Raw genomic sequence first — 14739 nt, forward strand, 5'->3', positions numbered from 1 at the left:
AAAGCGAACGCAGAAAACCGAATTTGGATATGCGGGATATATCGTTCTCCGGGCTCTGGCAGACCGTTACCGTGCGAGAACCATGAGTGCACTCCCCTTGCGCCGCGCGCCGGCCACGCCCGAAGAACAACAACCGCCTGCCACCGTCGACGATTCAGTGCTGGCGCAGCTGTCGGCCCAGTTCGCCGCCACCGCGGCCGACCACGACCGCAGCGGTGCCTTTCCCCACGACAACTTCGCGACACTGCAGGCGCACGGGCTGATCGGCCTGGTGGCGCCAGCCGCGCATGGCGGCGGCGGTGCCACGCTCGCCACAGCCCGGCAGGTGATTGCCGCCGTGGCGCGCGGCGAGCCGGCCACGGCGTTGATCCTCACCATGACCTACCTGCAGCACCACGGACTGACGCGCAACGACAGCCGCTGGCCGTCGAACCTGCGCGAGCGGGTCACGCACGACGCGGTGGAGCGCGGCGCGCTCATCAATTCGCTGCGCGTGGAGCCCGCGCTCGGATCACCCGCCCGAGGCGGCCTGCCCGGCACGGTCGCCCGGCGCGACGGCAACGGCTGGAAGATCGACGGCCACAAGCTCTACACCACCGGCATCGAAGGCCTGACCTGGCTCGCCGTGTGGGCCCGCACCGACGAGGCCTCGCCACGCATCGGCGTGTTCCTGGTGCCGCGCCATGCGCCCGGCGTGCGCGTGATCGCGAGCTGGGACCACCTGGGCCTGCGCGCCTCGGGCAGCCATGAAGTGGTGTTCGAGAACGTCGCCATCGACCTCGACCATGCCGTCGACCTGCGCGCGCCGGCCGACTGGGCACCCGACGCCGGCAGCCAGACCGACATCGATGCACATGCCACGCAGCAGGCCTGGATGGTGGTGCTGCTCGGCAGCCTCTACGACGCGGTGGCCCATGCCGCACGCGACTGGCTGGTGGGTTTCCTGAACAGCCGCGCGCCCGGCAGCCTGGGCGCGCCGCTCGCGAGCCTGCCGCGGGTGCAAGAGCACGTGGGCGAAATCGAGGCACTGCTGCGCACCAACCGCGTGCTGCTCGACGATGCGGCCAGCGCCGTCGATCACGGCCACGCGCAGCCGGCCGCCGACAGCGGCCTGCTGAAGTACACCGTGACGGGCAACGCCATCCGCGTGGTCGAACTCGCGCTGCAACTGAGCGGCAACCACGGCCTGACGCGGCAGAACCCGCTGGAGCGCCACTACCGCGACGTGCTGTGCAGCCGCATCCACACGCCGCAGAACGATGCGATCCTGATCGCGGCGGGCAAGCGTGCACTGCTGGAAGCAGGAGCTGCCGCATGACCGATCTGCTGTTTTCCAATGCCTCTCGCCGCAACTGGCTGAAGCAAGGCGCCGCGCTGTCGCTGGCCGCCACCGGTTCGTTGCGCGCCTTCGCGCAGCCTCAGACCACGCTGATCCTCGGCGACCAGGCCGGCGGCCTGCGCTCGCTGTTCGAGGCCTCGAAGACGCTCGAAGGCGCACCCTTCGCCTACCGCTGGGCCAACTTCCAGGGCGCGGCACCGCTGTTCGAGGCACAGCGCAGCGCGGCCGTCGACACCGCAATGGCCGGCGACCTGCCGGTGCTGGCCGCGGCCGTCGGCAAGACGCCGCTGAAGATCGTGGCCACGCGCGTCGGCAAGGCCGATTCGCTGGGCATCGTGGTGCAGTCCGACTCGCCGCTGCGCAGCGTGGCCGAGCTGCGCGGCAAGACGGTGATCGTCTCGTCGGCGCGCGGCAGCATCTCGCAGTACCAGCTCTACGGCGCCCTCGAAGAAGCCGGCGTGCGCCGCGACGAAGTGACGGTGAAGTTCGTGCTGCCGACCGACGCGGCGGCGGCCTTTGCATCGAAGCAGATCGACGCCTGGGCCATCTTCGATCCGTACTACACGATCGCGCTGCAGCAAGGCGGTCGCATCCTGCGCGACGGGCGCGGCATCAACACCGCGCTGGGCTTCATCACGGCCAGCGAGCATTCGCTGGCCGACCCGGCCAAGCGCGCGGCCATCGTGCAGTTTCTCGACCGGCTGGGCCGCGCGGGCGATTGGGCGCTGGCCAACCCCGAAGCCTATGCGCAGGCCTACAGCCAGCTCACGCGGCTGCCGATCGAGTCGTCGCGCATCATCACCGCGCGCGCCTCGGTCGCGGGCCGGCCGGTGAGCGAGGCCGACATCGTCGCGCTGCAGGCCGTGGCCGACCGCTCGGCACGCGACGGCATCCTGCCGGTGCGGGTGGACGTGCGCGCGATCACCGACACGCAGCTCTGGAAACGCGCGGCGTGACCGCGCCGTCTTTGATCGCGCCGTCTTCGATCGCGCCGCTGCGCGAATTCGTCGGCGCCTTCGGCCGGCTGCTCGACAGCGCGCCCGACGAGCCGCGCATCCTCGCCGAGGGAAGCGCGCTGCTGCGCACGCTGGTGGCGCGCGACGACTGGCTGCCCGATGCCTTTGCCCAGCCCGACCCGGCGCGCTACCAGCAGTTTTTGCTGCATGCGGACAGCACCGAGCGTTTTTCGGTCGTCAGCTTCGTCTGGGGGCCGGGGCAGGCCACGCCGGTGCACGACCACACGGTGTGGGGGCTGATCGGCATGCTGCGCGGCGCGGAATACAGCCAGGGCTTTGCCTTCGGCGCCGATGGCCTGGCACAGCCGCATGGCGAAGCGGTGCGGCTGGACACGGGCGACGTCGAAGCCGTGTCGCCCACCGTCGGTGACCTGCACCGCGTGCACAACGCGCACGCCGATCGCGTGTCGATCAGCATTCACGTCTACGGCGCCAACATCGGGGCCGTGCGACGGCATACTTACCCGGCCGAGGGCGGCCGCAAGCCCTTTGTCTCCGGATACTCCAACACGCTGCTCCCCAACCTGTGGGACCGCTCCGCCGAACTCAGATCGACAACAACGCCTGCATGACGACTGCCACCTTTCCCCTTCTCTCTTTCGCCGCCGTGCGCGAGCGCCTCGTTGCCCGCGAAGAAATCGCCCTGCTCGACGTGCGCGAAGAAGATCCGTTCGCGCAGGAACATCCGCTGTGGGCCGCGAACCTGGCGCTGTCGCGCATCGAGATTGAGGCCTGGCGACGCATTCCGCGGCGGGACACGCTGATCGTTCTGTATGGCGCGCATGACGGCATCGACCTTGCGCCGCTGGCGGCGAACACGCTGGCATCACTCGGCTACACCAACGTGCACCTGCTCGAAGGCGGCCTCGAAGGCTGGCGCGCTGCGGGCGGCGAGCTGTTCCGCGACGTGAACGTGCCGAGCAAGTCCTTCGGCGAACTGGTCGAGCACGAGCGGCACACGCCCTCGCTCTCCGCGCCCGAAGTGAAGGCGCTGGTCGACGGCAAGGCCAATGTGGTGGTGCTCGATGCGCGCCGCTTCGACGAATACCAGACGATGAGCATTCCCTCGGCCACCAGCGTGCCCGGCGCGGAACTGGTGCTGCGCGTGCGCGAACTGGCGCCCGACCCGGCCACGCAGGTGATCGTCAATTGCGCGGGTCGCACGCGCAGCATCATCGGCACGCAGTCGTTGGTGAACGCGGGCATTCCGAACCCGGTGGCTGCGCTGCGCAACGGCACCATCGGCTGGAAGCTGGCGGGGCAGGTGCTCGACCACGGGGCCGACCGGCAGGCGCCGGCGGTGGTGTCCGATGCGCACCGCGCACAGGCGCAGGCCGATGCACGGCGCGTGGCCGATCGTGCGGGTGTACGGCGCATTGCACTCGATGCGTTGCAGACGCTCGAAGCGCCCGGCCGCACGGTGCATCGCTTCGACGTGCGCACGCCCGAGGAATACGCAGGCGGCCATCTGCCGGGCTTTGCGAGCGCGCCCGGTGGGCAGCTTGTGCAGGAAACCGACCATCAGGTGCCGGTGCGCGGCGCGCGCATCGTGCTGGCCGACGACGATGGCGTGCGGGCGTCGATGAGCGCTTCGTGGCTCGCGCAGATGGGGTGGGAGGTCTATGTGCCGGATGCGGTTCCTGCGGCTTCGGCGTTGACCGAGACGGGCGTGCCGGCATCCACCTATCCGCCTGTTGCCGCCGTCGTGGGAGAGATCGCACCGGCTGAACTCGCGACCTTGCTCAAGCAACCGGGCACGGCCGTGATCGACGTGACCACCAGCGCCAACTACGTGAAGCGCCACATCCCCGGCGCCTGGTACGTGATCCGCGCGCAACTCACCCAGGCGCTGGATGCCGTCATTCCATCGGCACAGCGCTATGTGCTGACCTGCGGCAGCAGCCTGCTCGCGCGCTACGCCGCAGCGGACCTGCGCACGCTGCTCGATGCGCGCGGCAAGCGCGACGTCGAAGTGCTGGTGCTGGCGGGCGGCAACGCGGCGTGGTTTGCCGCGGGCCTTGAAATCGAATCAGGCGAAACACGGCTGGCCACACCGCGCACCGATCGCTACCGCCGCCCCTACGAAGGCACCGATGCACCGGCCGAGGCGATGCAGGCTTATCTGGATTGGGAGTACGGCCTTGTCGCGCAGTTGGGACGCGACGGAACGCATCACTTCAACGTGATTTGACGTCGGCGCGAAAGCAGTTTGAAAGACTGCCTGCAACCGGCAGGTGACACTGTTTCGCGCGGGTAAAGGGCGTCATCCACCGATGGAACGGGGCGTTGCTTGAGGACATCGATAACAACCTGTCCCAGGAGCATTGCCATGATGAGATTTCCTGTTCTCGCCGTTTCTGCCGCCGCGCTGGCGGCTGCACTCACCGGCTGCGTGGTCGCACCCGCACAACCCGTATATGCGGCGCCTCCTGGTGTGGCATACGTCTCGCCGACCTATGTGTCGCCCGGCATCGGCTTCGTGTGGGCCTATCACCCGCGCTATGGCTGGGGCTGGCATCACCCGCAATACGGCTGGCACCGTGGTTGGAGGTGATCGAATTCGCCCCAGGCTACGCGCGCTTCGTGTCGCTATGCCATTTACGGGGGGCAACACCTGAGGCCCGGTAAAGCCGGTTCCTCGGTGTTTCTGGAAGGGATGCCGCGGCTTCGCGCGACATCTCATCCGGTCGAGTCAGTTAGCTCGGCTCTGCGCTCTTGAAGAGCGCCGCGACCTTGCGCTTGCTCTTGATGTTGCTCGAAATGCCACGTGCGGGCGCTGCCTTGGCGGCGGCTTCCCAAGCTGGCGTGGCGTCGGGCTCGCCCGCTTCATAAGGCTTGTCGAAGAACGGGTCGCGCGGTGCCGACGGGCGGTGCGGGCGTCCGCCACCACTGCTGCCACGGCGCGCGTCGCTGCCGCTCAGGCTGCTGCTGCGTTCACGCGGTTGGTCGAGCACGTCGCGCGAGTCGCCGGCTTCGCCTTCTTCGCGCCAATGACGGCGTCCGTCGTTGATGCGGCCACGCGGACGGTCTTCCTCGAACTCGACGGGTTCGAGTTCGATCTTCTTCTTGATCAGCTTCTCGATGTCGGCCACAAGGCGCGCATCGTTGCCGCCGCTGGCAAAGCTCACGGCCAGACCGGAAGCGCCTGCACGGCCGGTGCGGCCGATGCGGTGCACGTAGTCTTCGGCGTTGAACGGAATGTCGAAGTTGAAGACCGCCGGCACGTCCTTGATGTCAAGGCCGCGGGCCGCGACGTCGGTGCACACCAGCAGGTCGACTTCGCCGGCCTTGAACGAGGCGAGCGCCTTCAGGCGTTCGTCCTGGCTCTTGTCGCCGTGCAGTGCGGTGGTGCGAAGACCGTCACGTTCGAGCGAACGTGCAAGGCGCGCGCAGCCGAGCTTGCTGTTGACGAACACGAAGGCTTGCGTGATGCCGCGCTGCTTGACGATCTGCTTGAGCGCACGGCGCTTGTCGTCGTCGCTCACGCTGTAGAAATGCTGCTCGACGGTCGAGGCCGTTTCGTTCGGCCGCGCCACTTCGATGGTGACGGGGTTCTGCAGGTAGCTGCTGGCGAGCCGCTTGATTTCAGGCGAGAACGTGGCCGAGAACAGCAGCGTGGTGCGCTGCTTGGGCAGGTAGCTCAGGATGCGCTGCAGGTCGGGCAGGAAGCCGATGTCGAGCATGCGGTCGGCTTCGTCGAGCACCACGTATTCGACCTGGTTGAGCACCGCGTTCTTGGCTTCGATGTGATCGAGCAGCCGGCCCGGCGTGGCCACGAGGACTTCGACGCCCTTCTTCAATTCCAGCGTCTGCGGCTTCATGTCGATGCCGCCGAACACGACCGTGCTGCGCAGGTTGGTGTACTTGGCGTACAGCTTGACCTGTTGCGCGACCTGGTCGGCCAACTCGCGCGTGGGCAACAGCACGAGCGCACGCACCGGATGCCGCGCGGGCGAGGTGGAGGCGTTTTCGTGCTTGAGCATGCGCTGCAGCAACGGGAGCGAAAACGCCGCCGTCTTGCCGGTGCCTGTCTGGGCGGCGCCCATCACATCCTGGCCCGAAAGCACGACCGGAATGGCCTGCTCCTGGATCGGTGTCATGGTCTCGTAGCCCATTTCGGCCACGGCGCGCGCCAGCGGTTCTGCCAGCGAAAGATTGGAGAAGGAACTTGTCATTGAGCCCGCTATTGTCGCACTGCCGCAAAAAACAGCAGTGACGGCGGCGTGACAACGCCCGTGACGGCGGAATTGCTATTTATTCAATAGCAATCTGCCCAATGAAAACGGGCCTCTCAAGCCCTCGAAGCTCAGAGGCTGCGTGCGTTGAAGGTGTCGCAGGACTTCATGTCGCCGCTTTGGTAGCCCGCGCCGAACCACTTCTGGCGCTGTGCACTGGAGCCGTGGGTGAAGCTGTCGGGGACCACCGCACGGCCTGCGGAACGCTGCAGTGCGTCGTCGCCGATCTTCTGCGCGGCGTTCATGGCGGCCTCGATGTCGCCCGGGTCGAGCCACTTCTTCGACTCCTGCGAATGGTGGGCCCACACGCCCGCAAAGCAGTCGGCCTGCAGCTCGACACGCACGCTCATCGCGTTGTTCTGCGTCTGGCTCAGGCGGTTGCGCATGCCGTCGACCTTGGCGGTGATGCCGAGTTCGTCCTGCACGTGATGGCCGACCTCGTGCGCAATCACATAGGCCTGCGCGAACTCGCCCGGCGCGCCGAGCTGGTTCTTGAGCGTGTCGTAGAAACCGAGGTCGATGTAGACCTTCTGGTCGCCCGGGCAGTAGAACGGGCCCATGGCCGATTGCCCCGTGCCGCAGGCCGTGGGCGTGACACCGCGGAACAGCACCAGCTTGGGCGCGCGGTAGGTGCCGCCGTTCTGCCTGAAGATGTCCGTCCAGACCACTTCGGTGTTCTTGAGCACGGTGGAGACGAAGGCCGCTTCGCGGTCGCCGGAGGGAGGCTTGGGCGCCGGCCCTTGCTGGGGTTGCTGCTGCACCTGGGCGGGCCCGCCGCCACCGCTGAGCAGGCTCAGCACGGTGAGCGGGTTGATGCCGAAGACCCAGCCCGCGATCAACGCGACCGCGATGGTGCCGATGCCGATGCCGCGGCCGCCGATAAAGCCGCCTCCGCCACCACCACCGCCGCCACCCTCGTCACGGCGGTCTTCGACGTTGTCCGATTGTTCGTTGCCTTCCCATCTCATCGCGATCTCCTTACCGGCTTTTTGCAGGAGTAGTTGCCAGTGACGCAGGATGGTACTTGGGCCGGCGCCCGGCAGGGTAACCGGCCGTCAGCGCGCGGCCCGCGGGACCGTCAGGTTTTGGGCAATGTCACGCCGCGCTGGCCCTGGTACTTGCCGCCACGGTCCTTGTAGCTGGTTTCGCAGACTTCGTCGCTCTCGAAGAACAGCACCTGCGCGCAGCCTTCGCCCGCGTAGATCTTGGCGGGCAGGGGCGTGGTGTTGCTGAATTCGAGCGTCACGTAGCCTTCCCATTCGGGCTCGAAGGGGGTCACGTTGACGATGATCCCGCAGCGCGCGTAGGTGCTCTTGCCAAGGCAGATGGTGAGCACGTTGCGCGGGATGCGGAAGTACTCGACGGTGCGCGCCAGCGCGAAGCTGTTCGGCGGAATGATGCAGTAGTCGCCGTGCATGTCGACGAAGCTCTTCTCGTCGAAATTCTTCGGGTCGACCACGGTGCTGTGGATGTTGGTGAAGACCTTGAATTCAGGCGCGCACCGGATGTCGTAGCCGTAGCTCGAGGTGCCATAGCTGATGATCTTGTGGCCGTCGCTCTCGCGCACCTGGCCGGGCTCGAAGGGCTCGATCATGCCGTTCTGCTCGGCCATGCGCCGGATCCATTTGTCGCTCTTGATGCTCATATGCGGTCACTGCTGCTGCGGGGGGAATGGCGCGAATTGTGGCATGCCGGTCGCCGCGCGCGGCTTGAGGCTATCCTGCCGCGGACAACAACAAGACGGGCCCGCGGCAGCGCTGGCCACAGACCATGAATCCAGAAAGCCAGGCGCTCCCCGGTTCGCCAGCCGGCCGCATGTCGCGCAAGACGCAGGCGCTGCTCGGCCTGGCGCTGTTCCTGATCGGGCTGGTCACGATGGGCGTCGCGCTGGCCGGCGCGATCGGCGGCGCGCTCGCGGGAGGATGTTGCGGCGGCCACGGTGGCGGCTCGTCCGGCTCCTCGTTCTGGACCGGTGCTGGCTTCGTCGCGAGCGGCTTCGGCCTTGCCCTGCTGCTGGCGGCGGCGATGGCCTGGCGGACCCAGACGATTTCCATCGTGTATTTCGGTGCGGTGGGCCTGTTCATGGGCATCGGCGTGGTGTCGGAGTGGTCCCGTCAACGCGATGCGGCCCGTGCCGACGCACAAGAAGCCGCCGTGTTCACGCCCTGGAAGGCTTCCTACGAGAGCCGCCTCGCCGACATCAGGAAAGCCATCGACACGGACGACCCCGCCGCCCTCGAAGCCGCGGGCAAGGCTTGCGTGGCGTTCGCCAAGACGGTGCCGCCCGATTTCCAAATGCGCGTGGACGACGACACCTGCGGCATGGGCGCGCTCGACACCTCGCGGCTGCTGGACGACGCGTTCAAGGCCAATGCGTGGCGGGTCCTCGACCGCTATCTGGACCTCGCGCAGCAAGAGGCGCAGAAGTCCAAGTCATGGCGCGGCGTCTCCATCGACTCTGCCTCCGGTACTTGTTTTGCCGACCTCGCAGGGCGCGACAACGACGCCCCATGGCTCATGAAGGCGGAAGACAGATCCACAACCATCGCACTTCGCGAATCGGGAGCCATCGCCGAACCACAAGGCCCCGTTCCCACCGACATGCTGAGGGTGCTGGCCAGCCATCGCGCACCACTGCTGCGGGCTGGAGAAGGAGCACTGCAGCGCCTTTTCGAATACGCGCTCTACCAGCGCCGCATGGACATCGTCGAGGCCATCTCCCGGCAGGTGAACGGCCGTTTCGCGTGGTGTTCCAAAGGTGGCGCCTACGCCCACAACCTCGTGAGCGCGATCCGCCCGTCGAGCCAGGGGCGCGTCTGGAAGGAAGGCGAGGCGGCGCTCTTTCAAGCCATCGCATCCTGGCCGCAGGAGCCCTCGCGCGAAGTGGCGAACATCTACCTCGGAGAGTTCACCCGCAGCGACGACACGCGCCCGCGAAGCCAGACACAGGCTGCATGCCAAAGCGCAGCGGCACGCATCGCCGCCTTGCGGCCCGGCGCGGACCGTGCGTCGTTGATCGAGACCTGCCGGGCCTCGTAGGCCCTGCAAACGCGGCCCGTCAGGCAGCCTGCGAAATCACCGTGCGCTCGACCAGCCGGTCGTCGCCCAGCACGATCATCGCGAACAGCATTTCCTCGAGGTTGTTCGCCAGCGATGTCTTGCGCGCCAGCAGCGGTGTGGCCGAAGGGTTCAGCACCAGGAAGTCGGCCTCGCAGCCGGGCTGCAGATTGCCCACCACGCCGTCGAGCCCCAGCGAACGCGCCGCGCCGCCGGTGTGGTGCCACCACAGCCGCGAAGGCGCGATGCTCAGGCCGGTCTTGGTCTGGCCTTCGCGGCCCACGTAGTAGGCCGCCAGCATGGTGTGGAAGGGGCTGAAGCTGGTGCCGCCGCCCACGTCGCTCGCCAGGCCATAGGGCGACTCGATGCGATCGGCCGCGCCGAAATCGAAGAAGCCGCTGCCCAGGAACAGGTTGCTCGTGGGGCTGACGGCCGATGCGGTTTTCGTCTCGCGCATCAGGCGGCGGTCTTCGTCGTCGATGTAGATGCAGTGCGCGTACACGGCACGCTCGCGCATCAGGCCGAAGCCCGCGTACACGTCCAGGTAGGAACGCGACTTGGGGTACAGCTCGCGCGCCCACTTCACTTCGTCGCGGTTCTCGGCCACGTGCGACTGGATCCAGGTGTCGCCGTACTTCGCCGCCAGCTCGCCCGCGCCACGCATCTGCGCGTCGGTGCTGGTGGGCGCAAAGCGCGGCGTGATGGCGTAGCCCAGGCGATCGACGTTGTGCCACTTGCGGATCAGCGCCTCGGTGTCGATCAGGCTCTGCTCGGTCTGGTCGCGCACGCCGTCGGGCGAGTTGCGGTCCTGCAGCACCTTGCCGGTCATCATGCGCAGCTGGCGGCGCTGCGCGCTCTCGAAGAAGGCATCGACCGAGGCCACGTGCGAGGTCGCGAAGGTCAGCGATGTGGTCACGCCGTTGCGCAGCAACTCGTCGAAGAACACGTCCGCCACTTCGCGCGAATGTGCCGGGTCGACGAACTTGCTTTCGGCCGGGAAGGTGTAGTTCTCGAGCCAGGGCAGCAGCCCCGGCGAGGGCGCGCCGATGATGTCGGTCTGCGGATAGTGGATGTGCATGTCCACGAAGCCCGGCGCGAGGATGCGTCCGGGCAGGTGGGTCACTTCGGCATCGGGGTGGCGCGGTGCCACGGCGGCATGGCTGCCGGCATCGAGCACGCGCTGGCGGCCGGTGCTATCGGGGGCAATGACCAGCAGGCCGTCTTCATCGAAAACGGGCAGGCCTGCGGCGTCGAATCGCAGGAGGGAGGCGCGGTAGGCTTTTTTCATCGTGGCTGCGGAGGGTAATCCAGCCCCGCGCCGCCGCAATTTCCATGCGCATATGAGTGCTATATGCCGAACGCACTCACCGCGGCAACGCGCGCGACTGGATGTCGAAGGGCACGCCGGACGGAATGGGCGGATCGCTGTCCTTGTGCTTCGTCAGCAGCCCGTACTTCGATTCGATGAAATAAACCGTGTCCCCCAGCACCGCGCCGGACGACGGATCGTTCAGCCCTGCCACCACGGTCTGCAGGCCCAGCTTCGTGCCGTCGATGCGTGCCGCGGTGATCTGCCCGCCATAGGGCCCGTCGCCGAAGGCATTGCTCTCGAACAGCACGAGGCGCCCGGGCTTCCAGGCGCGGATCGCGTCGACGTTCTTCATCGTGCGCGGTGCCTCGATGCGCGTGACTTCGCCGGCATGGCCATCGGCACCGAGATCGATGCGCAGCAGATAGGAAGCCGCCGCCACGAGGCTCACATAGACGCTGCGGCCGCCATCGATGGCAATGCCGTTCAGGCCCTTGTAAGGCCCCTCCCCGGCCAGCGCCGGGTCTTCCTTCCAGACCGTCAGCGCCGTGGCGCCGGGCGCGAGCTTCAGCACGCGCGGGTGGTAGGAGTCCGTCACGTAGAGATTGCCGCGTGCGTCCTGCGCGAGGTCGTTGCAGTAGCCAGCGTCGGGCATCGCATAGCTCGCGCGCGGCGCGCCGGTGGTCAGGTCGTAGCGCTTGAGCGCGCTCGGCGTCTGCGCCACGGTGGTGAAGCCGCTGTTGCCAGAGCAGACCCACAGCGACCGATGTTTCGCATCCACCAGCACGCCCTGCCCGTTCGCCAGGCCATTGGCACCGGGCTTGACCAGCACCTCGGCCTTTGACGCCACGCCCGGCTTCAGTCGTGCGACCGCGCCCTGCCGCCAACTGCCGACATAGAACGCGCCGTCCGGCCCGATGGCCATGCTTTCCGGATACCAGTCTTCGGGCAGCACCTGCACGACAGGCGGTGCCGCAACGGCCGCAGCCGTGGCAAGCGCAAGCAGCGCACCAGCCGACCGTGTGCGCCCGCTCATTGCCACACGCGAAACACGCGCCCGGTCAGCGGACCTTCGATGCTGCGCACATAGGCCAGCGCCACGCGCGCGGCCGGCACGGCCTCAACGCCCGGAAAGAGCGCGCCATACGCCGCCGCCGATTCGGTCAGCAGCGTCGGGCTCACCGCATTGATGCGCAGGCCGCGCGGCAACTCGATCGCTGCGCCCCGCACGAAACCCTCGACCCCCGCATTCACCGCAGCAGCATTGCTCCCCCCGCGAACCGGGTCGTCGGCCGCGACGCCCGTGGTCAGCGTGATCGAGCCACCATCGCGCAGCACATGCTGGCCGAGCAGCGCGAGCCGCACCTGGCCCAGCAGCTTGTCCTGCAGGCCGACATTGAAGTTCGCCGGCGTCATCTCGGCCACGGGCCCGAAGAACAGGCCGCCCGCCGTCGAGACGATGGCATCGACACGCCCCACCGCCGCACACAGCGCCTCGACGCTGACGTCGCTCGTGATGTCCACCTGCCGATCGCCGCGCGTGCGGCCCGCACGCACCACCTCGTGCCCGCGCGCGGCCAGCACCTGTGCCACCGCGCTGCCTACAGCGCCCGTCGCGCCCACAACAAGAACCTTCATGGAGAACCTCGCCAAAGTGAATCAAAGAAGCGGTCATTGTTTTGCGAACCGTTCATTTGATAAATTGGCATCCGGTTCGGTCATTCAGAACTAATAGTTATCAATATGGACAAGCTCCGTGCCATGGAAGTCTTCGTTGCCACGGTCGACGCGGGCAGCTTTGCCGCCGCCGCCGAGGCGCTCGACCTGTCGGCGGTGATGGTCGGCAAGCACATCCGCGCGCTCGAAGAGCAGCTCGGCGCTCGGCTGCTCGAACGCACGACCCGCCGCCATGCGCTGACCGAGATTGGCGCGGCCTACCTGGAGCGCTGCCGCGACGTGCTGGCCAGCGTGCACACGGCCGACGGCGTGGCCGAGTCGCTGCGCGCCATGCCGCAGGGCGTGCTGCGCGTCACCGCGCCGGTGGCCTATGGCGCGCACCGGCTCACGCCGGTGATCGGCGACTACATCGCCGCCTATCCGCAGGTGAAGGTGGACCTGGTGCTCAACGACCGCGTGGTCGACCTCGCCGAAGAGGGTTTCGACTGCAGCATCCGCTCGGGTGCGGCGGTCGATGAACGGCTCATCGCGCGTCCGCTCGCGCTGGCGCGCATGTTCGCGGTCGCGAGCCCGGCCTGGGTCAAGCGCCACGGCCAGCCGAAACATCCATCGGAGCTCGAAGCTTTTCCGCTGCTGGGCTTTGCCACCTGGGGCCCGAACCATTCATGGCGCTTCACGCGCGACGGCCAGACGGTGCATGTGCCGGTGCGCGGCCCGCTCACCACCAACAACGGGCAAGCGCTGCTGGCAGCCGCAATGGCCGGCGTGGGCGTGATCGTGCAGGCCGATGCGCTGCTCGGGCCCGCGCTGGCCTCGGGCCAGGTGGTTCAGTTGCTGCCCGAATGGGAACTGCCGACGCGCAAGGTGCACATCATGCGATTGCCCGAGGCGCGGCCCAGCGCCAAGCTGCGCACCTTCGTCGACTTCGTGGTCGAGCGGTTGGGTTAGCGCGTCACGCGCCCTTGCACGCCTTCGGCCAGCCAGTTCATCTTCAGTATCTGGTCGTCACTCAGTTGCGCGCCCTTCGCGATGACGACGTGGCCTTCGTTGTCGCGCACATCGCCCGCCATTGCGCGAAACGGCTGCAGCTTGCCGGCCGCGATGTCCTGCTGGCGCGCCAGCACCTCCTGCTGCACGGCCTTGGGCACCTTGGTGCCGAAGTCGCCGACGCGGATCATTCCTTCCTTCACGCCGCCCCAGAGGTTGCCGCTCTTCCAGCTCCCATCGAGCACCGCCCGCGCGCGCTGCGTGTAGTAGCCGCCCCACTGGTGCGTGACCGCGACGATCTGCGCGTCGGGCGCGATCTTGCGCATGTCGGAGTGGTACGCAATGGCCATCTTGCCGCGCTCCTGCGCCGCCGACATCACGGCGGTCGAGCCCGTGTGGAAGGCCACCACATCGGCGTTCTGGTTGAACAGCGTCATGGCCGCATCGCGTTCCTTCGGCGGATCGAACCACTCGTTGAGCCACACCACGATCACCTTGGCGTTCGGGTTCACCGAGCGCATGCCGAGCGCGAAGGCGTTGATGCCCTGCAGCACTTCCGGAATCGGGAAGCCGGCGACGTAGCCTGCCACGTTCGTCTTCGTCATGCGGCCCGCGGCGATGCCCGCGAGATAGCGGCCCTCGTAGTAGCGCGCATTCGCGGTCGCGACATTGGGCGTGGTCTTGTAGCCGGTGATCGACTCGAACTTCACGTCGGGGAAGTCTCTCGCCACCTTCAGCGTCGGCTCCATGTAGCCGAAGCTCGGCGTGAAGATCAGTTGGTTGCCCTGCTGCGCCAGATCGCGGATCACGCGCTCGGCGTCGGCACCTTCGGCCACGTTCTCGACGAAGGTGGTCTTCACCCGGGCGCCCAGCGCCGCATCGACGGCCTTGCGGCCCTCTTCATGCTGGCGCACCCAGCCGGCATCAGTGACCGGCGTGACGTAGACAAAGCCGATCTTCAAAGGCTCCTTGGGCGCCTGCGGTTGAGAAAAAACGGGAGATAAAAAGCAAGCGGCTGCCAGCGCCAGAACGGCGCGGCCCGCGAGGTTTTTGTACATGGTGGTCCTCTACATGGCCCCGGAAAAGCAAAAACCCGCAGCCGGCCGGGACGCCCGGCTG

At 67.4% G+C, this 14739-nt stretch carries 14 protein-coding genes; 7 read left to right on the top strand and 7 right to left on the bottom strand.

All coding sequences use genetic code 11. The annotated features are described in order from the left end of the window. Window positions 1-82: 82 nt before the first annotated feature. The 5 genes from ACSFB7_RS16855 (at window position 83) to ACSFB7_RS16875 (ending at window position 4909) form a co-directional block, all read left to right on the top strand. Window positions 83-1318 (top strand): acyl-CoA dehydrogenase family protein, encoded by a 1236-nt coding sequence (locus ACSFB7_RS16855; RefSeq protein ID WP_435472055.1) that lies wholly within the window; start codon window positions 83-85, stop codon window positions 1316-1318. After that, window positions 1315-2295, top strand: coding sequence for an ABC transporter substrate-binding protein (locus tag ACSFB7_RS16860; protein WP_435472057.1), 981 nt, complete (start codon window positions 1315-1317; stop codon window positions 2293-2295). Before ACSFB7_RS16855 ends, ACSFB7_RS16860 begins: the two co-directional genes overlap by 4 nt. Continuing rightward, on the top strand, window positions 2292-2927 hold the full coding sequence (locus ACSFB7_RS16865) for a cysteine dioxygenase family protein (RefSeq protein ID WP_435472059.1): 636 nt from the start codon (window positions 2292-2294) through the stop codon (window positions 2925-2927). Before ACSFB7_RS16860 ends, ACSFB7_RS16865 begins: the two co-directional genes overlap by 4 nt. Further along, complete coding sequence (locus ACSFB7_RS16870; protein ID WP_435472061.1) at window positions 2924-4546, top strand: rhodanese-related sulfurtransferase; 1623 nt, start codon at window positions 2924-2926, stop codon at window positions 4544-4546. Before ACSFB7_RS16865 ends, ACSFB7_RS16870 begins: the two co-directional genes overlap by 4 nt. 141 nt (window positions 4547-4687) lie before the next feature. Then, window positions 4688-4909, top strand: coding sequence for a hypothetical protein (locus ACSFB7_RS16875; protein ID WP_435472689.1), 222 nt, complete (start codon window positions 4688-4690; stop codon window positions 4907-4909). A gap of 142 nt (window positions 4910-5051) precedes the next feature. Here the strand turns inward: ACSFB7_RS16875 and ACSFB7_RS16880 are convergent, their stop codons facing one another. The 3 genes from ACSFB7_RS16880 to dcd form a co-directional block, all read right to left on the bottom strand. After that, window positions 5052-6530 (bottom strand): DEAD/DEAH box helicase, encoded by a 1479-nt coding sequence (locus ACSFB7_RS16880; protein WP_435472063.1) that lies wholly within the window; start codon window positions 6528-6530, stop codon window positions 5052-5054. Between the two features lie 131 nt (window positions 6531-6661). Further along, window positions 6662-7558 carry a KPN_02809 family neutral zinc metallopeptidase gene (ypfJ, locus tag ACSFB7_RS16885; protein ID WP_435472065.1) on the bottom strand — a complete coding sequence of 299 codons (897 nt, stop codon included), beginning with the start codon at window positions 7556-7558 and terminating at the stop codon, window positions 6662-6664. Window positions 7559-7668: 110 nt separating this feature from the next. After that, window positions 7669-8235 carry a dCTP deaminase gene (gene dcd, locus ACSFB7_RS16890; protein WP_093058509.1) on the bottom strand — a complete coding sequence of 189 codons (567 nt, stop codon included), beginning with the start codon at window positions 8233-8235 and terminating at the stop codon, window positions 7669-7671. Between the two features lie 125 nt (window positions 8236-8360). Between dcd and ACSFB7_RS16895 the strand changes: the two genes are divergently transcribed. Beyond that, window positions 8361-9629: a hypothetical protein gene (locus ACSFB7_RS16895; protein ID WP_435472067.1), complete on the top strand. Its 1269-nt coding sequence runs from the start codon at window positions 8361-8363 to the stop codon at window positions 9627-9629. 19 nt (window positions 9630-9648) lie between these two features. Here the strand turns inward: ACSFB7_RS16895 and guaD are convergent, their stop codons facing one another. The 3 genes from guaD to ACSFB7_RS16910 all read right to left on the bottom strand — a co-directional run bounded on the left by guaD (window position 9649) and on the right by ACSFB7_RS16910 (window position 12594). Beyond that, window positions 9649-10935, bottom strand: coding sequence for a guanine deaminase (gene guaD / locus ACSFB7_RS16900; protein WP_435472069.1), 1287 nt, complete (start codon window positions 10933-10935; stop codon window positions 9649-9651). 76 nt (window positions 10936-11011) lie between these two features. Further along, the gene (locus ACSFB7_RS16905) at window positions 11012-11992 is read right to left on the bottom strand and encodes a hypothetical protein (protein ID WP_435472071.1); all 981 of its coding nucleotides are present in this window, start codon (window positions 11990-11992) and stop codon (window positions 11012-11014) included. Then, entirely contained in the window at window positions 11989-12594 is a 606-nt protein-coding gene (locus tag ACSFB7_RS16910; RefSeq protein ID WP_435472073.1) for a short chain dehydrogenase, read from the bottom strand. The genes ACSFB7_RS16905 and ACSFB7_RS16910 overlap by 4 nt, the downstream gene beginning before the upstream one ends. A gap of 105 nt (window positions 12595-12699) precedes the next feature. Here ACSFB7_RS16910 and ACSFB7_RS16915 point away from each other — a divergent pair, with 105 nt between their 5' ends. Further along, window positions 12700-13581, top strand: a complete 882-nt coding sequence (locus ACSFB7_RS16915) for a LysR family transcriptional regulator (protein ID WP_435472075.1) — start codon at window positions 12700-12702, stop codon at window positions 13579-13581. On the opposite strand, the gene ACSFB7_RS16920 is transcribed toward ACSFB7_RS16915, so the two are convergent. Beyond that, window positions 13578-14678 (bottom strand): BMP family ABC transporter substrate-binding protein, encoded by a 1101-nt coding sequence (locus ACSFB7_RS16920; protein WP_435472077.1) that lies wholly within the window; start codon window positions 14676-14678, stop codon window positions 13578-13580. The genes ACSFB7_RS16915 and ACSFB7_RS16920 overlap by 4 nt on opposite strands. Window positions 14679-14739 lie beyond the last annotated feature (61 nt).

It is taken from the genome of Variovorax raffinosi (assembly GCF_051216615.1).
Classification (GTDB): Bacteria; Pseudomonadota; Gammaproteobacteria; order Burkholderiales; family Burkholderiaceae_C; genus Variovorax.